This is a genomic window from Microbacterium sp. LWH12-1.2 (assembly GCF_040675825.1).
GTDB lineage: Bacteria > Actinomycetota > Actinomycetes > Actinomycetales > Microbacteriaceae > Microbacterium.
On record NZ_JBEGIJ010000001.1, the window covers coordinates 1,561,822 to 1,580,436 of the forward strand.

Annotated in this window: 20 protein-coding genes and 1 tRNA gene; 8 read left to right on the forward strand and 13 right to left on the reverse strand. The window is 67.7% G+C overall.

Annotation, left to right across the window (positions count from 1 at the left end; translation table 11 throughout):
• The gene (gene sigJ / locus MRBLWH12_RS07545; protein ID WP_363547765.1) at positions 1-921 is read left to right on the forward strand and encodes an RNA polymerase sigma factor SigJ; all 921 of its coding nucleotides are present in this window, start codon (positions 1-3) and stop codon (positions 919-921) included.
• Between the two features lie 18 nt (positions 922-939).
• Here the strand turns inward: sigJ and MRBLWH12_RS07550 are convergent, their stop codons facing one another.
• From MRBLWH12_RS07550 to MRBLWH12_RS07580, 7 genes are read right to left on the reverse strand one after another with little or no spacing between them, the layout of a single operon-like run.
• Entirely contained in the window at positions 940-1,365 is a 426-nt protein-coding gene (locus tag MRBLWH12_RS07550) for a pilus assembly protein TadG-related protein (RefSeq protein ID WP_363547768.1), read from the reverse strand.
• Complete coding sequence (locus MRBLWH12_RS07555) at positions 1,362-1,817, reverse strand: TadE/TadG family type IV pilus assembly protein (RefSeq protein WP_363547771.1); 456 nt, start codon at positions 1,815-1,817, stop codon at positions 1,362-1,364. Before MRBLWH12_RS07555 ends, MRBLWH12_RS07550 begins: the two co-directional genes overlap by 4 nt.
• The gene (locus tag MRBLWH12_RS07560) at positions 1,786-2,169 is read right to left on the reverse strand and encodes a TadE/TadG family type IV pilus assembly protein (RefSeq protein WP_363547773.1); all 384 of its coding nucleotides are present in this window, start codon (positions 2,167-2,169) and stop codon (positions 1,786-1,788) included. Before MRBLWH12_RS07560 ends, MRBLWH12_RS07555 begins: the two co-directional genes overlap by 32 nt.
• Before the next feature lie 22 nt (positions 2,170-2,191).
• Positions 2,192-2,389, reverse strand: a complete 198-nt coding sequence (locus MRBLWH12_RS07565) for a hypothetical protein (protein WP_363547776.1) — start codon at positions 2,387-2,389, stop codon at positions 2,192-2,194.
• A gap of 21 nt (positions 2,390-2,410) precedes the next feature.
• The gene (locus tag MRBLWH12_RS07570; RefSeq protein ID WP_363547779.1) at positions 2,411-3,349 is read right to left on the reverse strand and encodes a type II secretion system F family protein; all 939 of its coding nucleotides are present in this window, start codon (positions 3,347-3,349) and stop codon (positions 2,411-2,413) included.
• On the reverse strand, positions 3,346-4,203 hold the full coding sequence (locus MRBLWH12_RS07575) for a type II secretion system F family protein (RefSeq protein WP_363547781.1): 858 nt from the start codon (positions 4,201-4,203) through the stop codon (positions 3,346-3,348). The genes MRBLWH12_RS07570 and MRBLWH12_RS07575 overlap by 4 nt, the downstream gene beginning before the upstream one ends.
• Positions 4,200-5,423 carry a CpaF family protein gene (locus MRBLWH12_RS07580; protein ID WP_363547784.1) on the reverse strand — a complete coding sequence of 408 codons (1,224 nt, stop codon included), beginning with the start codon at positions 5,421-5,423 and terminating at the stop codon, positions 4,200-4,202. Before MRBLWH12_RS07580 ends, MRBLWH12_RS07575 begins: the two co-directional genes overlap by 4 nt.
• 159 nt (positions 5,424-5,582) lie before the next feature.
• On the opposite strand from MRBLWH12_RS07580, the gene MRBLWH12_RS07585 reads away from it, so the two are divergent.
• Positions 5,583-5,664 (forward strand) — tRNA-Leu (locus MRBLWH12_RS07585).
• A gap of 34 nt (positions 5,665-5,698) precedes the next feature.
• Here MRBLWH12_RS07585 and MRBLWH12_RS07590 read toward each other — a convergent pair.
• The 3 genes from MRBLWH12_RS07590 to MRBLWH12_RS07600 all read right to left on the reverse strand — a co-directional run bounded on the left by MRBLWH12_RS07590 (position 5,699) and on the right by MRBLWH12_RS07600 (position 8,574).
• Positions 5,699-6,499, reverse strand: coding sequence for a hypothetical protein (locus tag MRBLWH12_RS07590; protein ID WP_363547787.1), 801 nt, complete (start codon positions 6,497-6,499; stop codon positions 5,699-5,701).
• A gap of 76 nt (positions 6,500-6,575) precedes the next feature.
• Positions 6,576-7,907: a sensor histidine kinase gene (locus MRBLWH12_RS07595; RefSeq protein WP_363547790.1), complete on the reverse strand. Its 1,332-nt coding sequence runs from the start codon at positions 7,905-7,907 to the stop codon at positions 6,576-6,578.
• Entirely contained in the window at positions 7,897-8,574 is a 678-nt protein-coding gene (locus MRBLWH12_RS07600; RefSeq protein WP_363547793.1) for a response regulator transcription factor, read from the reverse strand. Before MRBLWH12_RS07600 ends, MRBLWH12_RS07595 begins: the two co-directional genes overlap by 11 nt.
• A 123-nt stretch (positions 8,575-8,697) precedes the next feature.
• Between MRBLWH12_RS07600 and MRBLWH12_RS07605 the strand changes: the two genes are divergently transcribed.
• Positions 8,698-9,456, forward strand: coding sequence for a DedA family protein (locus MRBLWH12_RS07605; RefSeq protein ID WP_341974191.1), 759 nt, complete (start codon positions 8,698-8,700; stop codon positions 9,454-9,456).
• Positions 9,457-9,471: 15 nt separating this feature from the next.
• On the opposite strand, the gene MRBLWH12_RS07610 is transcribed toward MRBLWH12_RS07605, so the two are convergent.
• Positions 9,472-10,323 (reverse strand): Ku protein, encoded by an 852-nt coding sequence (locus MRBLWH12_RS07610; RefSeq protein ID WP_341974190.1) that lies wholly within the window; start codon positions 10,321-10,323, stop codon positions 9,472-9,474.
• A 72-nt stretch (positions 10,324-10,395) separates the two neighbouring features.
• On the opposite strand from MRBLWH12_RS07610, the gene MRBLWH12_RS07615 reads away from it, so the two are divergent.
• The 5 genes from MRBLWH12_RS07615 (at position 10,396) to MRBLWH12_RS07635 (ending at position 17,029) form a co-directional block, all read left to right on the forward strand.
• On the forward strand, positions 10,396-12,807 hold the full coding sequence (locus MRBLWH12_RS07615) for an ATP-dependent DNA ligase (protein WP_363547797.1): 2,412 nt from the start codon (positions 10,396-10,398) through the stop codon (positions 12,805-12,807).
• Between the two features lie 134 nt (positions 12,808-12,941).
• Positions 12,942-13,088, forward strand: a complete 147-nt coding sequence (locus tag MRBLWH12_RS07620; RefSeq protein WP_363547800.1) for a hypothetical protein — start codon at positions 12,942-12,944, stop codon at positions 13,086-13,088.
• A gap of 28 nt (positions 13,089-13,116) precedes the next feature.
• The gene (locus tag MRBLWH12_RS07625) at positions 13,117-14,076 is read left to right on the forward strand and encodes a hypothetical protein (RefSeq protein WP_363547803.1); all 960 of its coding nucleotides are present in this window, start codon (positions 13,117-13,119) and stop codon (positions 14,074-14,076) included.
• On the forward strand, positions 14,073-14,852 hold the full coding sequence (locus MRBLWH12_RS07630) for a hypothetical protein (RefSeq protein WP_363547806.1): 780 nt from the start codon (positions 14,073-14,075) through the stop codon (positions 14,850-14,852). Before MRBLWH12_RS07625 ends, MRBLWH12_RS07630 begins: the two co-directional genes overlap by 4 nt.
• 29 nt (positions 14,853-14,881) lie before the next feature.
• Positions 14,882-17,029, forward strand: coding sequence for a peptidase domain-containing ABC transporter (locus tag MRBLWH12_RS07635; RefSeq protein WP_363551322.1), 2,148 nt, complete (start codon positions 14,882-14,884; stop codon positions 17,027-17,029).
• On the opposite strand, the gene MRBLWH12_RS07640 is transcribed toward MRBLWH12_RS07635, so the two are convergent.
• Together MRBLWH12_RS07640 and MRBLWH12_RS07645 are read right to left on the reverse strand one after the other, a co-directional pair.
• The gene (locus tag MRBLWH12_RS07640) at positions 17,020-17,940 is read right to left on the reverse strand and encodes a cation diffusion facilitator family transporter (RefSeq protein WP_363547809.1); all 921 of its coding nucleotides are present in this window, start codon (positions 17,938-17,940) and stop codon (positions 17,020-17,022) included. The two genes, MRBLWH12_RS07635 and MRBLWH12_RS07640, sit on opposite strands and share 10 nt — an antisense overlap.
• Positions 17,941-18,031: 91 nt before the next feature.
• Positions 18,032-18,610: a dihydrofolate reductase family protein gene (locus MRBLWH12_RS07645; RefSeq protein WP_363547812.1), complete on the reverse strand. Its 579-nt coding sequence runs from the start codon at positions 18,608-18,610 to the stop codon at positions 18,032-18,034.
• Positions 18,611-18,615: the final 5 nt, after the last annotated feature.

Sequence of the window (18,615 nt, forward strand, 5' to 3'; positions counted from 1 at the left end):
ATGTCGGTCACCGGTGAGGCGCAGAATGCGCTGCGCCCGCTCATGTTCTCGATCGCCTACCGGATGCTCGGCAGTGTGGTGGAAGCCGAAGACGTGGTGCAGGACGCGTATGTGCGGCTGCAAGAACGGCAGGCGGCTGGCACGGCGATCGACAATCCCGACGCCTTCGCCGCGACGGTCGCCACCCGGCTCGCGATCGATACGCTGCGCTCAGCCCGGCATACTCGCGAGGTCTACGTCGGTCCGTGGATGCCGGAGCCGCTGCCCGACGCCGACACCGACCCGGCGCACCGGATCGAACGTGATGAGACGCTCTCGTTCGCGTTCCTCGCAGTTCTCGAGCGGCTCGGTCCGGTCGAGCGCGCCGTGTTCCTGCTGCGCGAGGTGTTCGCCTACGACTATCCGACGATCGCCGCCATCGTCGAGCGGGATGAGGCCGCCTGTCGCCAGATCTTCCACAGAGCGAAGGCGCGCATCGCCGATGGCCGGCCCCGATTCGACGGCGCCAGCGATCGCGACGCTGCCCTCACCGAAGCGTTCTTCGCTGCGCTCGAGGCCGGTGACGTCGAAGGGCTGATCGGCGTTCTCGCTGAGGACGTCGTGTTCTACGGAGATGGTGGCGGTCGAGCGCCGGCGATCCGCCAGCCGCTGCACGGTGCCGTCGCCGTCGCCCGGTTCCTGGCGGGTCTGGTGCGCCGTGGGGAGAGTCTGGGTGTTCGGCTCGATCGGACGAACGTCAACGGCGGTGCCGCGCTGCGCATCACCGGGCCCGACGGTGCGATTCTCAGCATGCTGATGGTGCACGTCGAAGGCGGTGCTGTGCACACGGTCGCGAACCAATTGAATCCCGACAAGCTCGGTCATCTCGGCACCGTCGGCGACCTCACCGCCCTCCTGGAGTCGGGCGGCGCACGGGCCTAGTTGCCCGCCCTCAGAGCTTCACCGGAGCGCCGTACGGGTGGTCGCATTGGCTTCCAACCGGATGCCGTCGGGAACGAACGGCGAGAACAGCGGCGGGTGCCAGGCCGATGTGACGATGACGTGCGCGGAGACGCCGTCCGGTGAGTTCGCCTCCACCAGGGAGGCATTGCTCGGCAGCGCGGCGAGGAGGGCCGAAGCCTGATCGTGCACGCGCTCGTCGGTCAGCTCGGCCGCGACGTTCTCGCCCGATACGACGAGGGTGAAACCGTCTGCTCCGGCGAGCGCTGCGGAATCGGCGAGCGCATCCAGGCGCTTCTGCGCGATGTAGAGGTCGGTGGCGCATACACAGACGAACAGGACCGCAAGGGCGAGGAGCACGTACCCGAGAGTGAGCAGAAGGATGCTGCCCTCCTCGTCATCGCGCGGACCGGTTCGCCGAGTCATCCGTCACCCCACAGTCGGGAGACCTTCTGCACCGCCGACGCCTCCAGGGGGATCGAAGCGATCTGATCGAGGCCGAGCAACGGCGGCACGAACGGCAGGCTCGCACGCGTGGCGACGGTCACGATCACGGTGGCCCCGGCCGTCGGGCAACCCGCCCCGGCGGGGGTGCACGACAGCGACACCTGCACGGCGTCAGCGTCGAGGCCGTACTCGTCGATGACACCGGCGAGCACCGCCTCGCTGCGAGCCGCAGCCGTGTCCGCATCCGACGCCTGGGAGATCACGCGGGCCATGTGTCGCGCCGCGGCCTCGGCGCCGAGCGTCTGCTCCTGGATCACCCCGAGCGCGATGACGAGGTAGATGAGAGGTACGAGCAGGATCACCCCGACGGTGATGAACTCCAGCGCGGCGGAGCCGTCGTCATTCCGGGCCCAGCGATTCCATCGGCGCATGCGCTTCCACCTCCAACCCGTAGGGGATGCCTAGAAGCCCGATGACCGGGAGCGTGGTACGCACACGTACCTCGATGGCGGCATGGCCGAGCTCCTCGGTCGTGCTCGCGGTCACATCTCCCGCATAGTCGGCTCCGATGGCCCGGATGATCGCGAGACGCGTGCGATCGGCACCTTCCTCCGTGCCGGTGTCGGCAAGGGCGGCGTGATACGCACCTTCGACGGCAGCGTCGTGGACGACGTTTCTCACATAGACGGCGAGTGCGAGCTGCAGCACCGCGAGCGTGAGCACGGTGAGGAGCGTGCCGACCAGCACGAACTCCACTGGACTCGATCCGCGGTCATCCGCCATCCCGCCTCGAGCCGCCCGCATGTCAGAGCCCGGACACCCGCTGGATCGCCTGTTCGAACAGAGCGGTCAGCGCAGGACCGGCGACGGCCCAGATCAGAACCACCAAACCGGCGGTCATGAGGGTCACCAGCACCCATCCGGGCACGTCGCCGGACTCGTCGCCGCCGAGGTCACGTGCGCGATCGGCGGCATCCGCCCACCAGCGTCGGAGTGTTGTCATGAGGATCCTTTCGTCAGCGACTCAGCCGATGCCGAGTCGCAGGATGAACAAGCCGGGGTACACCGCAAAGAGAACCGAGAGCGGGAGGATCAGGAAGACCAGCGGCAGGAGCATCAGAATCTCCTTGCGTCCCGCCTGCTCGATCAGCACGCGCTTCGCGTCTTCCCTGGCATCGCCGGCCTGCGCATGGAGCACGCCGGACAGCGGTGCTCCGTGTTCGAGGGCTGCGACGATCTGATCGACGGCGCGGGAGAGACCGGGCAGCTGCAGACGCGACGCCATCTCGGAGAGCGCATCCGCGAGAGGGGAACCGGTGTTCACCGCCAGGACGACACGACGCAGCTCCCCCGTCAATTCACCGGAGCCGACAGCAGAGACCCGGCGAAGCGCATCGAGGAAACCCTCTCCGGCCGAGAGACACAGCGCGAGGAACTCCAACGTGGTGGGCAGTTCGTCGGTGAGTCTCGCCCGTCGCGCCTTGGCACGACTCGCAAGCTGCGTGTCGTAGACGACAGCAGCCGCAGCGCCGGTGATCAGTGGGAGCAGGACGACAGGCGCCGTCATCCGCCCGGCGAGTGCGAGGGCGATCACGAGCACCGCGCCGGCGCCGATCCCCACCAGTCCCCAGGCCAGCTGCCGTCCGCGGAACGTCGTCGGATCGGTGCGGAGTCCGGCCTGCGCCAATCGCTGGCGAAGTACGTCTCCCCCACCCAGCATCCGCTCGAACGTGCTCTGCAGACGGCGCCAGATCGTGCCCGTGCCCGTGGGGAGAACTCCGGCGCGAGGCAGCACCCCTGATGGCAGTGCATCGTCTGCGACGACGTCGCGCACGTACGGTGCGATGCGGGCGCTCAACGAGGCCGCGCGCCATCGGGGCAAAGCGGCGAGAACGGTGAGGAGTCCCGCCGCGAGCGTGCCGCCGAGGAGGACGGAGAGAGCGATGTCCGACAGGGCGCTCACCCGAACCACCGCCGGGGTTCCGGCAAACGGCCGATGCGGAGCATGATCCGGAAGGCGATCACCGAGACGGCGGCTCCGGCGCAGATGACCATGACTCCCTCCGGGCTGCCGTACGCGGCCGCACCCTCCGGACGCATCACCAGCAGCGCCAGAATGACCCACGGCGCCACCGCCCCGAGCACGGCAGCGCCGCGGATCCACGACTGCCGCGCCTCGACCTCGCCACGAAGTGCCGCATCGGCTCGGACCGAAGACGAGAGGGCTCGAAGAACTCCGGTGAGTTCCGTTCCGCCGACCTGGCGCGCCATTCGCAGCGTTTCGATGATCCGGTCCGCGATGGGATCGGCCAGCGAGGCCTTCAACCGATCGAGGCTGCTCTCGAATCGGCCGGTGGCGCGCAGATCACGGGCGAACACCACGAAAGCGGGGCGCAGCATACCTGGCGCCGATTCCGCGAGGCTCGCGACGGCATCGGGCAGAGACAGTCCGACCCGGATCGATGCGATGAGCAGATCGCAGATGTCGGGCCAGAGCTGGCGGCGGGCCTTGCGCAATCGGAGGCGGCGCGCACGCAGGAACATGATCGACGCCGCTGCTCCCGCGAGCGCTGCCAGCACAGCCAGCACGAGCAGTCCGGTGAGGAGCCAGACGACGGATGCCGCAGCGAGCCCGATCGCGATGATCACGGCGACCACGACGCGCGGCTCGACGGCTCCGTAGCCCGCCTCCTCCAGGAGACGGGTGAGCGGGCTGCGCCTGAGAACCCGCTCTTCCCGAGGTCGCGGTGGCCAGAGCCATGGCGAGAGGCACAGCAGCAGACCGGCGGCGAGCATGGCGCCGAGCAGGATGGTCATGTCCGAGCCTCCTCGGGGTTCCATTCTCCCTCTGCCCTGCGCGGATGTTCGATGCTCCGCGGGCCCGGCGCGAGTGAGGAGCCACCGCCCTCTGCCCGGTAGACGGTCCTGGTGATGATCCGTCCCTCCACGATCTCCCCCGTCGGGGCGATGACCTCCTCGACGCGGCGCACGCCGGCCGCGTCCCGCGCGCAGTGCACCACGAGGTCGACGGCGGCCGCGAGGGCCGGTGCGATGAACGCACGGTCGATGTTGCGTCCGGCGAGAAGCGGGAGGATGGTGAGCTTGTCCATCGCCTCGGCGGCCGAATTCGCGTGCACCGTGGCGGCACCGGGTACACCGGTGTTGAGGGCGAGCACGAGGTCGAGCGCCTCGGCATCGCGCACCTCGCCGACGACCAGCCGATCGGGCCGCATTCGCAGCGCCTCCTTGACCAGCCGCCGGAGCGTGATCTCGCCGCTGCCCTCCAGACTCGCCTGACGCCCCTGCAGCGCAACCAGATCAGGACCGTCGACGGCGAGTTCGAAGGTCTCCTCCACCGTGATGATGCGCTGCACGTCGGAGCACGAGGCGAGCAGCGCGCCCAGCAGAGTGGTCTTGCCCGCGTGGGTGGCGCCGGACACGATCACGCTCTGCCCCGCACGCATCGCATGTCGCAACTGCTCGGCGATGTGCGGAGGCAAGGCGCCCTGCGCCGTCAATGCCTCGAGCGAGCGGTAGCGTGGCAGGAACTTTCGGATGTTCACGGCCCAGGAGCCCCGCACGACATCGGCGATGGCGACGTGCAACCGGGAACCATCCGGCAGGGACGCGTCGACGAACGGCTGGCTGATGTCGACCCGCCGCCCGGTGGACTGCAGCATCCGTTCGACCAGATCGCGCACGACCGCATCCGACAACCGCAGCCCGATGCGCTCGGATACGCCACCGCGCGCGACGTAGATCCGGTCGGGGCCGTTCAGCCAGATCTCCTCGATCTCAGGGTCGTCGAGCAGCGGCTGCAGCGCCCCGAATCCGCTCACGGCGGCGATCACGTCGCGCACGCACTCGGTTTCGTCGTCGATCATCGCGCCGCCGCGCGACAGGGCGAGGTCGTTGTGCCGACGTACCTCGGATTGCACCACGCGTCGTGCGGCATCCGGTTCGATCGAAGGATCGAGTCCTTCGGCGCGCAAGCGCTGCCGCACACGCTCGGCGACCAAGAGGGACGGATGACTCACCCGAGCATCCTCGCAAGAATCCGCAGAGCGCCTCAAAAGTTATCCACAGGTCGGATTCCCGGGTTCCACCGCCTCGGCGTAAGACCGGCCGGCCAGCCACACAGATGCCGGCTGAGCGGGAGTCCCGATCAGCCGGCATCAGTAGACTGGATCCACCGCGCGGGAGTGGTGAAATCGGTAGACACGCAGGATTTAGGTTCCTGTGCCTTCGGGCGTGTGGGTTCAAGTCCCACCTTCCGCACCGATTCTCACCCACCTCCGGCCGGCGGCATCCGTCAGTCGTCGAGGTCGGTCGCGACGACGCTGAGGTCGGCGGCGAGCGCTGCTTCGAACTCCCGCCCACCGTCGTAGCGCACCGTCACCTCGAAGGCGACACCGGGGTCATCAGACGCAGTGATCGAGTCGATCGTTCCATCACTCCCGCCTGCGGCGGACGCGGCAGCGGCAGATGCGGCAGCCGTGATGTCATCGAGGCGACCGAGATCGAGCACCGCATCGGCGGTCGGGTCGGCATCACGGTCGTACGGGTCAGAGACCTCTCCGTCCGTCGACACGAAGACGTCTGCATCGGCGCCGCCGTCCAGCTGCACCTCGATCTCGTAGCCGCCGAGTTCGACATCGATCGAGCTGACGCCGGTACCACCGGTCGCGTCGAGTGCCGCCGTGGCTGCGGTGATCAGCGACGCCGAGTCGGCGGGAGCGAAAGCCCCTCCCTGGGACCCCTGCGCATCGTCACGATCATCGCCATCGGGGCGGTCACCGCGGCGATCGTCGCCATCGTCACTGTGCGGAGCACCGTTCGGGCTGTGCTGCGCCGACGAAGCATCGTCGCGGTCGTCATCGCCGAGCTCCATGCCGACGGCCAGACTGACCCCGCCCACCAGCAACAGCGCCAAGCCGGCCCCGACACCGATAAGCACGGGCTTGCGAAGACCCCGTTTCGGCGCCGCGTCAGCGGCGGGTCCTGCCGGTGTGGTTCCGGAGGCTGGCGCCGCGTTGGCCGCCTCCACCGGAAGTGTCGGTGCTGCCGTCGGGTCGATGGATCCGTTTTCGTTGGTGCGCTCGTTGTCGTTCATATACCCAGCCTGTCTGGCGGGTACTGAAGCGCCACTGAAGACTCCTGAAGCTCTCTTCAGGACTCTTCAGAAGGAGTCATTCCGCGGTGGACGGCAGCATCAACACGAATCGTGCTCCCCCGGAGGCCGCGTCCGTCACCGACACGGATCCGCCGTACGCGAGTGCGATCTCTCGAACGATCGCCAGGCCGAGGCCGCTTCCGCCCTCGTCACGGGCGCGTCCTTCATCGAGCCGGGCGAAGCGCTCGAACACGCGCTCGCGCTGATCGTGCGCGATCCCGCCTCCGTCGTCTTCGACCTCGACCACCACCCAGGGGCCCTCCGCCTGCACTCGCAGGGTCACGGCGGTGCGCGCGTGCCGCGCCGCGTTGTCGGCGAGGTTGCGCAGAGCCCTGGCTAGGAGCACCTCATTGCCTCGCGCACGGCCGGGCGAGACACCGCCGGCATCGACGCGCACTCCGAGGCCTCGAAGCCGGTGCAACTCGGCGAGAGCGAGATCGTCCACGTCGACGGGCACAGCCGTGCCGAGGCCCCGATGCTCGTCGAGTCGGGCGAGCAGAAGCAGCCCCTCGACGAGTTCCTGCATCCGCGCGCCTTCGTGGAGCACGACGTCTGCGAGCGCGTCGGTCGAGATGGACCCGGCGTGCACGGTGGCGACCTCCGCGTGCTGCCGGATCGTCGCCAGCGGCGAGCGCAGCTCGTGCGACGCGTCGCTGACGAACTGCCGTTGCGTTCGCTGGGCGGCTTCGATGCGATCCAGCATCCGATTCATGGTGCCGGCGAGTCGACCCACCTCATCGTCCGCACCCCCGCCGTCCAGGCGACGATCCAGGTCAGCCGGGTCGATCTGATCGACCTGACGGCGCAAGCGCTCGACGGGAGCGAGCGCCCGCCCGGAGACGACCCACACGACCAGCCCGATCAGGGCGATCGCGAGCGGCACAGCGAAAGCAAGAAGACCCGTCGCTGCCGAGACCGCTTCGTCGACGTGCTCCACCGGGCGAGCGACCGTGAGAAGGCCGGCATCGGTGTCTTCGGAGGCGGCGAGATAGGAGTCGCCATCGATCGTCACCCGCTCGATACGGTCTTCGGCGAGCTCCGGCAGAAGTTGAGCATCCTCATCGTTCGTACTGATTCCGTCATGACCGCGCAGGCGAACCAACACCTCATCGCCGACGCTCCGGATATCGAACCGGCGCTCCTCGACGCGATCGCCGATCGTGTCGAGGTCGCTCTCCAGCGACACTACGACGCCGTCGGTCAGCGAACGTCTGAGCAGCAGGACGCCGGCGATGGAGCCGGCGCCGAGAGCGAGCGCGACGACCAGCACGGCGACCACCGTGACGCGTGTGCGAATAGAATGTCCGCGGCGCCGGTGCGGCAGCACCGCGCCCGTCTCAGCCACCATCGGCCGACAATCGGTAGCCGGCGCCGCGGACCGTCTCGATCGCTCGGCGTCCGAACGGGCGATCCAGCTTCGCGCGCAGATGCCCCACGTAGACCTCGACGATGTTCGGGTCGGCGTCGAAGTCCTCGCCCCATACGTTCGCGATCACCTCGCGCTTCGTGACGACCTCACCGCGCCTGCGCATCAGGTAGTCGAGCACGGCGAGCTCTCGGGCGGTCAACGACACCTCGTGTTCGCCCCGGAAGACCTTGCGGGCCGCGGGATCGAGCCGGAGATCGCCGGCCTCGAGCACGGCCGGCCGCTCGCGGACCCCGCGCCGCACGAGAGCGCGGATCCGAGCGACGAGCACCGGGTACGAGAAGGGCTTGGTCAGCCAATCGTCGCCGCCGGTGTCGAGACCCTCGACCTCGTCCCATTCGCCGTCCTTCGCGGTGAGGAAGAGCACCGGTGTCCAGTCGCCCTCTTCACGCAGCGCGCGACACACGCGGTAGCCGCTCATGCCCGGCATCATCACGTCGAGGATGATCGCGTCGTAGTCGCGCTCGCCAGCCATCCGCAGGCCCTCGGTGCCGGTGTGCACCACATCGACCGTCATGCCCTCAGCCTCGAGGCCCCGGCGGACGCCGTCGGCAAGGCGCACCTCGTCGTCCACCAGGAGAATCCGCATCCTCCCAGTCTGGACCGCAGACCTGAAGCGCCGCTGAAGCGCGGCCGCCGCATCCCAGGATCCCCTCCGAAGCCACAGCTATACTGGCCCAGCACCGCCGACCGCCTCCTACGACGGGATCCCATGCATCACGCCGCCCTCATCCCCTGGCTCGACCCTGCGACGATCATCGAGGGAGCCGGCCCCTGGGCCCTGCTCGTGGTGTGCTTCATCGTCTTCGCGGAGACCGGCCTTCTGGTCGGGTTCCTGCTCCCGGGCGACACGCTGCTGGTCATCGCCGGTCTGCTCACGCACACGAGCAACATCTTCGGCCTGAACATCTGGGCGGTATCCCTGCTGATCGCCCTCGCGGCCTTCGTCGGCGGTGAAGTCGGCTATCTCATCGGGCACAAGGGTGGCCCCGCTGTCTTCGAGCGCAAGGAATCCGGCCTCTTCAGCAAGAAGAACGTCGAGCGGACGAACGCGTTCTTCGAGCGCTTCGGCGGTCTGACGATCATCCTCGCCCGTTTCGTGCCGATCGTGCGCACCTTCGCCCCCGTGGCCGCAGGCGTGGGCCACATGCCCTGGCGCAAGTACACCCTCTACAACTTCATCGGCGCGATGCTCTGGGGCTTCGGTCTCACGATGGTCGGTTTCCTGATCGGCTACATCCCGTGGGTGAGCGACCTCGTCGTCGAGTACATCGACGTCATCCTGCTGATCGCGGTCGGCGGAACCGCCGTCGTCACCCTGTGGCACTACTTCGCCGAGCGCTACAAGGCGAAGAAGGCTGCTGCCGCCGGCGAAGACGTGGTGACGGATGCCGTCGAGGCCGAAGCACTCGCCCTCGACCCCGAGGTCTTCGATCGCGCACCCGACCTGGACGGCGACGGCAAGCACTGACCTCCGGGTCGCCGATCAGCTGGCGGTCTTCTTCTTCGCAGGAGCGGACTTCGGCGCTTTCTCGGACTTCGAGGCGTCCTTCTGCTCCTTGGAGCGCGCGACACTCGCACGCAGCGCCTCCATCAGATCGATGACCTCGCCGCCCTTCGGCTCTTCGTCCTCCGCGAACGTCGTCGACACATCGAAGCCCTCGCCGGCCTCGATCTTCGCGTCGATGAGGGTGCGCAGCTCGGTCTGATACTCGTCCACGAACGCACCCGGATCGAAGTCGCCCGAGTAGCTCTCGACGAGGGATGCCGACAGCTCGAGTTCCTTCTTCGAGATCGTGACCTTCTCGTCGAGCGACGGGAAGGCCGCTTCTCGCACCTCGTCGGCCCAGAGCAGGGTCTGCAGAACGAGGACATCGCCGCGCACCCGGAGAGCCGCCAGCCGGGTCTTCTGCCGCAGGGTGAACCGCACGATCGCGGTGCGGTCGGTCTCCTCCAGGGTCCGCCGCAGCAGCACGTAGGCCTTCGGCGACTTCGAATCCGGTTCGAGGTAGTAGGCCTTGTCGAGGGTGAGCAGGTCGACCTGGTCGGTCGGCACGAACTCCACCACGTCGATCTCGCGGCTCTTCTCGGCCGGCAGCGACGCCAGGTCCTCCTTCGTCAGCACGATCGTCTGCGCGTCGTCGACGTAGGCGCGATCGATGTCGGCGTAGGCCACCGTCTCGCCGCAGACCTCGCAGGTGCGCTGGTAGCGGATGCGTCCGCCGTCCTTCTCATGCACCTGGTGCAGCGGAACGTCGTGATCCTCGGTCGCGGAATACACCTTCACCGGAACGTTCACGAGCCCGAACGTCAGTGCGCCCTTCCAGATGGTCCTCATGACACCAGTAGACACCAGTCGCACCGGCCACGGCCAGCCCCGTGATCACGTGCCGTGCCCTAACCTGACGTCATGGCGACGGACGGACAGATCGTGCAGGTGGACGGTCGCCGTCTGCGCATCACCAACCTCGACAAGGTGGTCTACCCGGAGACCGGTACGACCAAGGGCGAGGTCATCGCCTACTACTCCGCGATCGCCCCGCTCCTGCTCCCCCAGCTCGCGGGCCGGCCGGTGACGCGAAAACGGTGGGTCGAGGGCGTCGGCACAGCGGATGCTCCCGCCGATGCGTTCTTCACCAAGCAGCTCGAACCCGGTGCACCGGAGTGGATCCCCCGCATGCCGATCCAGCACTCGGACGGCCCCAAGGAGTATCCGCTCGTCGAAGACGTCCCGACACTGGTGTGGCTCGCGCAGGTCGCGGCGATCGAGCTGCATGTGCCGCAGTGGCGATTCGGCGCCGACGGCCTGCCGGGAAACCCCGACCGGCTGGTGCTCGATCTCGACCCCGGTCCCGGCGCCGATCTCGCCCAGTGCGCCGAGGTCGCGGTGATCGCCCGCGGCATCCTCTCCGGCATGGGCCTGGAACCCGTGCCCGTCACCAGCGGCAGCAAGGGCATCCACCTCTACGCCCCACTGCCAGGCACTCAGACGAGCACCGAGATCTCCGCCGTCGTGAAGGAGCTGGCGCGCCTTATCGAGAGCGAGCATCCCGATCTCGCCACGAGCACGATGGCGAAGGCCGCCCGCGGCGGCAAGGTGTTCCTCGACTGGAGCCAGAACAACGGCAAGAAGACCACGATCTCGCCGTACTCGTTGCGCGGGCGCGCACGGCCGTGGGTCGCCGCTCCCCGCACGTGGGCAGAACTGGAATCCTCCGACGTGGCACAGCTCGACCTCGACGAAGTGCTCGAGCGGATGGAAGCGGGCATCGATCCGCTGGCCGGGCTCCGACCGGACGGCGAAGATGCGCTCGCGCCGTACCTCGCGAAGCGCGACGCCGCCAGGACTCCGGAGCCGATGCCGGAGCGGATCGCCGCCTCCGACGGTGGAATGACGAGGCGCTTCGTGATCCAGGAGCACCACGCCCGTCGACTCCACTACGACCTGCGCATCGAGGACAGCGGCGTGCTCGTCAGCTGGGCGGTGCCGAAGGGCGTCCCGGAGACCGCCGATCGCAACCATCTCGCGGTGATGACCGAGCCGCATCCGATGGAGTACCTGACCTTCGCCGGCACGATCCCGGCCGGCGAGTACGGCGCGGGAGCGATGACGGTGTGGGACACCGGAACGGTCGCACTGGAGAAATGGCGCGACGACGAGGTCATCGGCACGTTCACCGGACGGCCGGATGGTCCACTCGGCGCTGCCAGGCTCGCCCTGATCCGCACTGGAGGTGAAGGCGAGAAGTCCTCCTGGTTGCTGCACCGTATGAAGGACGAACACCGCCGAGGCCGGCCACGCCCCGCTCCGCGACAGCGATCCGCCGACACCGCACGCACCGAGGGCGAGAGCCGTCCCGCACCGATCCAGCCGATGCTCGCCGAGCACGGCACTCCGCCGATCGCGCGACGGCTCAGCTCCCCCGGCTGGGCGGAGATCAAGTGGGACGGCATCCGTGCGATCGGCGTCTGGCGCGACGGACGGATGACTCTGCAGGCGCGTTCCGGCACCGACATCACCGCACGCTACCCGGAGCTCACCGCAGACGGCGCTCCTGGCTTCGCGATCGACGAGGCCGTCGTCGACGGCGAGATCGTCGCGTTCGACGCCTCAGGCCTGCCGAGCTTCAGCCGGATGCAGAACCGGATGCATCTGACCTCGGCGCGCGAGATCGAGCGCGAGGTCGTACGGACCCCCGTGGTCTACCAGCTCTTCGACCTGCTGAGCCTGGACGGGCACGACCTCACCGCCCTTCCGCTCCGCGACCGCCGGGAACTGCTGGAGAGCATCGCCCAGGATCTCGACGCTCCCGTCGTCGTGCCTCCCGTCTTCGAGGACGTGGATGCCGCACTGGAGACGAGTGCCGCACTCGGGCTGGAGGGGATCGTCGTCAAGGACCCCGCCTCGACCTATCGACCGGGCTTGCGTTCGCCCTCATGGCTCAAGCTCAAGCACACGCACACGCAGGAGGTCGTCATCGGCGGCATCCGGCCGGGCAAGGGTGATCGCGGCGGACGGATCGGCTCACTGCTGCTCGGCATCCCCGACGGGGGCGGCATCCGCTACATCGGACGCGTCGGCACCGGCTTCACCGATCGGATGCTGCGCGACCTCACCACCCGACTCGAACCGCTGCGCACTGACCGCACACATCTGACCGGCGTCCCTGCTCCGGACGCGTCTGACGCCCTCTGGGTGCGGCCGGAACTCGTCGCCGAGGTCGAGTTCGCGAACTGGACGCCCGACGGTATTCTCCGCCACGCCCGCTGGCGCGGTCTGCGGCCGGACAAGAGCGTCTCAGACGTCGTGTTCGAGGGCTAAACGACCTCAACGCGGGCGACTCCGTAGTAATACCTAAATTCGCTGGAACCGTCTCGTCTGCCGCGCCCTGCGTGTTAGCTTTTCACCGTTCACGACACTTCATTCGACAGAAAGCAGGGACGACGATGCGTCAGATGGCTCTGAAGGATCTTGATACCGCTGGAGCGGTCATCACAGATGCCGAACTGGACAACGTGCACGGCGGCGCGGCCGGCGGCAGCCGCCACGTGATCTTCATCATCCGCGCGCGAAGCTGGTACGCCGAGTTCGTCGACGATTGAGCGCAGTCAAGGGGGTCGATGACCACCTGTGGCGGCGGCAGCAGTGCTGCTGATCGTCACCGGCCATGGTGACGATCATCTCCCTCCGGTGTGCGCAGAACTCGACCGTAGGGGCGAGCACTATTCGGTGATCGACCCTACGGCGGTCGAAGACCGTGGTCACCGTACGTTCGGGTTCGAGGGTGAGTCGGTCACGGCGTTTTTGTCCACGGGCGACCAGACCGTCGATTTGTCGGCGGTCTCGGCAGTCTGGCTCCGGTCACGCCACCGGGATCGTCGGGTGGCGGAATCCGCGGCGACGCAGATCAGTCGCGCGCTCGGCATCCTCGCCCGCCGCGGCGTGCGATTGGTGCCCGGTGACGTGGATTCGATCACACGCGCGGGCGACAAGGTTCTTCAGCTCGACGCCGCCCTCGCGCGCGGTCTGAGCGTCCCGCGAACAGTCATCAGCGACGATCCCGAGGCTGTTCTCGGCCTCGCTGAGACCGGCATCCCGCTGGTGAGCAAGGAACTCACCCCAGACCCAGCACTCGCGAGCGGTCGCTCGCAGTTCACCCGCTACACCCGAGAGATCGACTCGAATGATCTCATCCACATCGACGATCTCGCCCGTGCGCCGATGATCGTCCAGGAGCGCCTGGACAAGGTCGTCGAGTTGCGACTCACGGTGATCGGCGAGCGGGTCTTCGCCGCCGCGATGGAGACCTCTTCGGTGAATCACTCGGCCCTCGACTTCCGCCGCTACGACCTGTCGAACACGACGGTGATCCCCTGGGATTTGGACGCCGCCATTGCGGATCGGTGCGTCGAGCTCGTCCGGATCTTCGGCCTGATGTACGCGACGATCGACCTGGTCGTCACTCCGTCTGGCGACACCTACTTCCTCGATCTCAACCCCAACGGTCAATATGGTTGGATCGAGTCGATGACCGGGATGCGCATGACCGAGGCCCTCGTCGACCTTCTCACGGCCGAGGGCGGATCGTGATCTCCGATTCCTCCGCTGCCCTGGCCTCAGCGATCACGGCACACGCGGTCGAACTCTTTCACCGCTTCGACCCCGATGTCGACGCCGCCGCGGGCCTCAGGACGGCTCTGGCTGCCTGGGAGAAGACACTCAAAGCCGACGGACACGACGTCCGGGTGCACCTTATCCCCCACCAGGAACGGTTCGACGGATCGGTCTCCTACGACATCCTGGTTCGTGGGCTCGAGCGCACCATCTCCGTCGGCCTGAGCAGTCGCAGCGGTCTGCCGTGGCCACGTCGAGGGGTGGTGGCTGCGGACGAGCATGCGGTCGTGCGCGTCAACGGAACGATGCTCATGGTCGCCGACGTCGTGGCCGTGCTCTCGGATGTGTTCGAAGACACAGCGATGCTCGACCGTGTCCTCGACGAGGCGCTGCTCCGTGAGGCACTGCGAGAAGAGGTCGTCGGCGTCGGCGATGACGAACTCCAGGACGCGTTCGACGCCTGGCGACGCGGCCGCCGGCTGCTCTCTGCGGCAGAGACGGAGGTCTGGCTCGGCGCACATGGTTCCTCCCTCCCCGATCTCCTCTCCCGCTTGGAGCGATTGGTCGCCCGCCGAAAACTCGCCGACACCGTCCACGAACGACTGTCGGACGAATCCGCAGCGGCGATGTCGCCCGAAGCCGCGCTGTCCGAGCACCTGTCCCGGCTGAGGGGCAGCGCCGATGTCGAGTGGTACTGGGGCCGATCCGAGCAGACGAACCCCGTGAGCGGCGGCTCGGGACGAAAGTCGTGACCAGTCGAGTCAGACGCGCTCGCCCCGTGGTGCAGACGGCGAGAACCGACTGTGGTCCGGCCTGCCTCACAATGGTGCTCGACGCCCTGCACCGACCAGAACGCTTCGCCACTGTCCGTGCCGCGCTCGACAGCGGCCGCGATGGCGTGTCGGCGCGAGCGCTGGTCGACGCTGCCGCGAGCTTCGGTCTCGAGCATCGCGCGCTCCGGTTCACCTCTGACCAGCTGACTCTCGACGCCGTGGCCGCGCTCCCCCTTCCGGCCATCGCACACACGGACGGCGATCATTTCGTCGTGGTCGAACGCACCCACCAGCGAAGCCTCGTGATCGTCGACCCGGCGGTCGGGCGGATGACCATCACCGAAGAGGAGATGCGCGCCCGGTTCGATGGCGTCCTCCTGCTGTTCGCGGTCGCCGACCCTACGGCACCTCAACGTCGGCGCTCGCGCGGCGAGTGGGGCGATCGCCTTCTCAGACCGATCATCCGAGGGAACAGAGGCAAGCTCGCCGTCGCCCTGGTGCTGTCTGCGGCTCTGGCTGTACTCGGACTCGCTGCACCGGCCGCAACGGCGATCATCACCGATCGACTGGTAGCGGGCACCGGCGTCGACATGCCCTGGCTTTTCGGGGTGGGCCTGCTCGCCGTCGTGGTGCTCGTGCTCTCCTTGGGCCGAGGCCTCGCTCTCGCAACCGTCCAGCGTGCGATGGGCGAGCGACTCGGACTCGACAGCGTACGCACCCTCCTGCGTGCGGAATACCGTTTCTTCACGACCCGTGCGCCCGGCGACCTGGTCAACCGGATCAGTTCGCTCGCACAGGTGCGCGAGATCGCCTCGAGCACGCTGGTGGCAGGCATCCTGGACACGGTCCTCGCCCTTTCCTACCTCGTGATCGCACTCATCATCGACCCCGTCCTCGGCCTGGCGGCGACCCTCGTCACGGTCGCGCTGGTTGCCGCGACGTGGCTTCTCTCGGTGCGCAGCCGACAGGTCATGCGGGAAGAGCTCCAGGCGCAGTCACTGTCTGTGGCGCGTCTCGTCGATGCGGTTCAGGGAATCGCATCGGTCAAGGTGAGTGCGGCGGCCGAGATGGCCACCGAAGGTTACCGACGAGCGTTCGCCACGGAACTCGACGCCAGCTTCCGCCGGCAGCTGCTGATGACGGTCTCTGAGGCGGTCATCGGTGCGATCGGCATCGCCGCTCCAGTTCTCTTCCTCATCGTCGCGGCGACCGGCGCCCCGAGCCCGGGCGCGGCGGTCGGCCTCGCCGCTCTCGCAGGAGCCGCGCTGGCCCCCGCCGCCTCGACGGCGGGGCGCCTGTTCACGCTGAACGAGCTCGGTCCGATCATGGAACGCCTGCTCGACATCATGGATGCCGCCCCGGAGGAGTTGGAAGGCAGCCGCTCAGCGCATGCGCTGAGCGGGAAGATCCAGTTGGAGGGGGTCGGCTTCCGTTATTCGCGCCACGCTCTGCCGGCACTGTCCGATGTCACGCTGAGTGTCGAGGCAGGACAGAAGGTCGCCGTCGTAGGTCCGACCGGCAGCGGCAAGAGCACCCTCGTTGCAGTCATCACGGGATTGCACCGGCCGACCGAGGGGCGGGTCCTCTTCGATGGCGTGGATCAGAACGAACTGACGCTGTCCTCTCTCCGACAGCAGCTCGGGATCGTGCTGCAGGACCCGTACATCCCTGTCGGAACGGTTCGGGAGGCGATCACCCTCGGACGCGACGATGTCGGAGCGGACGAGATCGAAGCCGCTGCTCGAACCGCCTGCATCCATGACAGCATCATGGCGATGCCTCTCGGCTATTCGACCGTTCTCGCCCAGGGAGGTGCCGGTCTTTCCGGAGGAGAACGGCAGCGGCTCAGCCTCGCCAGAGCGCTGGTCGCCCAACCGCGACTTCTGATTCTGGACGAAGCCACGAGTGCTCTCGACGCGCTGACCGAGGCAGCTGTCGAACGGAACCTTCGTGCGCGCGGCATCACCCGCATCGTCATCGCGCACCGGCTCAGCACGACGACCGACGCCGACCTTGTCTTCGTCCTGGACGGTGGCCGGGTCTGCGAATCCGGCACTCCGGAGGAGCTGCTCAGGCAGCGCGGCGCGTATGCGGCGCTTGTCGGAGCATCACCCTCAGATGCGTCCGCGACAGCAGTGGAGATTCCTCACGCGTGATGGGGCTCGCAGTCGGGCTGCTCGGCCGGCTCGATCTGGAAGGTCGAGTGCTCGACGTCGAAGTGGTCGGCCAGACAGGTCTGCAGATCGGTGAGCAACCGGCCAGAGCCGCCTTCGGCAAGGAGCTCCGGCTCGACGCTGACGTGGGCGCTGAACACCGGCGCCCCACGGGTGAGCTGCCACACGTGCACGTCGTGCACGCCGACGACGCCTTCGTAGTCGAGGAGGTGCTGACGGATCTCACTCACCGCGGTCCCCTTCGGCGCCGACTCGGAGAGCACCGAGAACACCTCCCGAAGCAGGGAGATCGCCCGCGGGATGATCATCGCCGCGATGAACAGCGAAGCGATCGCATCCGCCGGCATCCAACCGGAGACCATGATCACGATCGCCGCGACGATCACCGCCGCCGAGCCGATCAGATCGCCCATCACCTCGAGATACGCACCCCGGACGTTGATGCTGGACTTCTGCGCGCGGCTGAGCAGCCACATCGAGATCGCGTTCGCGATCAAGCCGACAACGGCGACGACGAGCATTAACGTGCCCGCGACCTCGACATCGCTCGGATTCAGCAGGCGCCCGATGCCCTCGACCGCGACCCAGCCCGCGAGCAGGATCAGGATCACCGCGTTGATCAGCGCCCCGAACACTTCGGCCCGCTGGTACCCGAAGGTGCGTCGGTCATCGGCCGGTCGTGCCGCCACCGCGCTCGCGATGAGCGCGATCACCAGAGCGGAGGTGTCGGTGAACATGTGCGCGGCATCCGCGAGAAGAGCAAGAGAACCCGTGAGGACCGCGCCGACGATCTGCACCACCATCACCGTCGCCGTCAGGCTCAGAGAGATGGCCAGCAGGCGTCGACTGCTGGCCGAGCGGATGCCGGTGGATGCCGGAGCGTGATCGTGCATGACCCCAGGCTAGACCGGCGGAATGCCCCGCAAGGGCGGTTTCGCCTAGTCGGGAAGGGTAACGATTCTCACCTTCAGCGCGGGCGCCTTTTCACGCACGGATGCGCGAATACCGGAGCACGACGCAGCCGTTGTCGAGCGCCTGGGCGTCGTCGAACGCGAACTGCTTCGGCGCGAATGCGTGGCTGACCATCGGGATGCCGGAACCGGCGATCACCGGATACTTCTTCACGATGAGGCGGTCGATCTCGTCGAGGAGCACTCCCGCGAGTCCTGCACCGCCGGCGAGGTAAATGCCCAGGCCCTCCTCCGCCTTGAGCGCACGCACGCGGGACACCGGATCCGTGCGGACGACCTCGACGTTCGGGTCCTCCGGATCGACGATCGTGCTGCTGAACACGAGCGTGCGCAGGTGCGCATACGGGTCGGTGACCCCGAACTGCAGTGCCGGCTCATACGTCCTGCGACCCATCAGCACCGTGTCGAACTCGGTGAGCGGGGCGTCGCCGACGCCCATGGACGCGCGCACGTGGCTGGGCTGGACGTCCGGCAGGTTTGCTCCGAGGAAGGCTTCGAATCCCGGTGTCAGCGGATAGAAGTCGACTTCGTCGTCTGGGCCGGCGATGAAGCCGTCGAGGGTGACGCCGATGTAGTAGGTCAGTTCTCGCATCCGGC

Coding starts and splice junctions, on each gene's coding strand:
- sigJ (WP_363547765.1), top strand. CDS start 1: ATGTCGGTCACCGGTGAGGCGCAGAATGCGCTGCGCCCGCTCATGTTC.
- MRBLWH12_RS07550 (WP_363547768.1), bottom strand. CDS start 1,365: ATGACTCGGCGAACCGGTCCGCGCGATGACGAGGAGGGCAGCATCCTT.
- MRBLWH12_RS07555 (WP_363547771.1), bottom strand. CDS start 1,817: ATGCGCCGATGGAATCGCTGGGCCCGGAATGACGACGGCTCCGCCGCG.
- MRBLWH12_RS07560 (WP_363547773.1), bottom strand. CDS start 2,169: ATGGCGGATGACCGCGGATCGAGTCCAGTGGAGTTCGTGCTGGTCGGC.
- MRBLWH12_RS07565 (WP_363547776.1), bottom strand. CDS start 2,389: ATGACAACACTCCGACGCTGGTGGGCGGATGCCGCCGATCGCGCACGT.
- MRBLWH12_RS07575 (WP_363547781.1), bottom strand. CDS start 4,203: ATGACCATCCTGCTCGGCGCCATGCTCGCCGCCGGTCTGCTGCTGTGC.
- MRBLWH12_RS07590 (WP_363547787.1), bottom strand. CDS start 6,499: ATGAACGACAACGAGCGCACCAACGAAAACGGATCCATCGACCCGACG.
- MRBLWH12_RS07595 (WP_363547790.1), bottom strand. CDS start 7,907: ATGGTGGCTGAGACGGGCGCGGTGCTGCCGCACCGGCGCCGCGGACAT.
- MRBLWH12_RS07600 (WP_363547793.1), bottom strand. CDS start 8,574: ATGCGGATTCTCCTGGTGGACGACGAGGTGCGCCTTGCCGACGGCGTC.
- MRBLWH12_RS07605 (WP_341974191.1), top strand. CDS start 8,698: ATGCATCACGCCGCCCTCATCCCCTGGCTCGACCCTGCGACGATCATC.
- MRBLWH12_RS07610 (WP_341974190.1), bottom strand. CDS start 10,323: ATGAGGACCATCTGGAAGGGCGCACTGACGTTCGGGCTCGTGAACGTT.
- MRBLWH12_RS07615 (WP_363547797.1), top strand. CDS start 10,396: ATGGCGACGGACGGACAGATCGTGCAGGTGGACGGTCGCCGTCTGCGC.
- MRBLWH12_RS07620 (WP_363547800.1), top strand. CDS start 12,942: ATGGCTCTGAAGGATCTTGATACCGCTGGAGCGGTCATCACAGATGCC.
- MRBLWH12_RS07640 (WP_363547809.1), bottom strand. CDS start 17,940: ATGCACGATCACGCTCCGGCATCCACCGGCATCCGCTCGGCCAGCAGT.
- MRBLWH12_RS07645 (WP_363547812.1), bottom strand. CDS start 18,610: ATGCGAGAACTGACCTACTACATCGGCGTCACCCTCGACGGCTTCATC.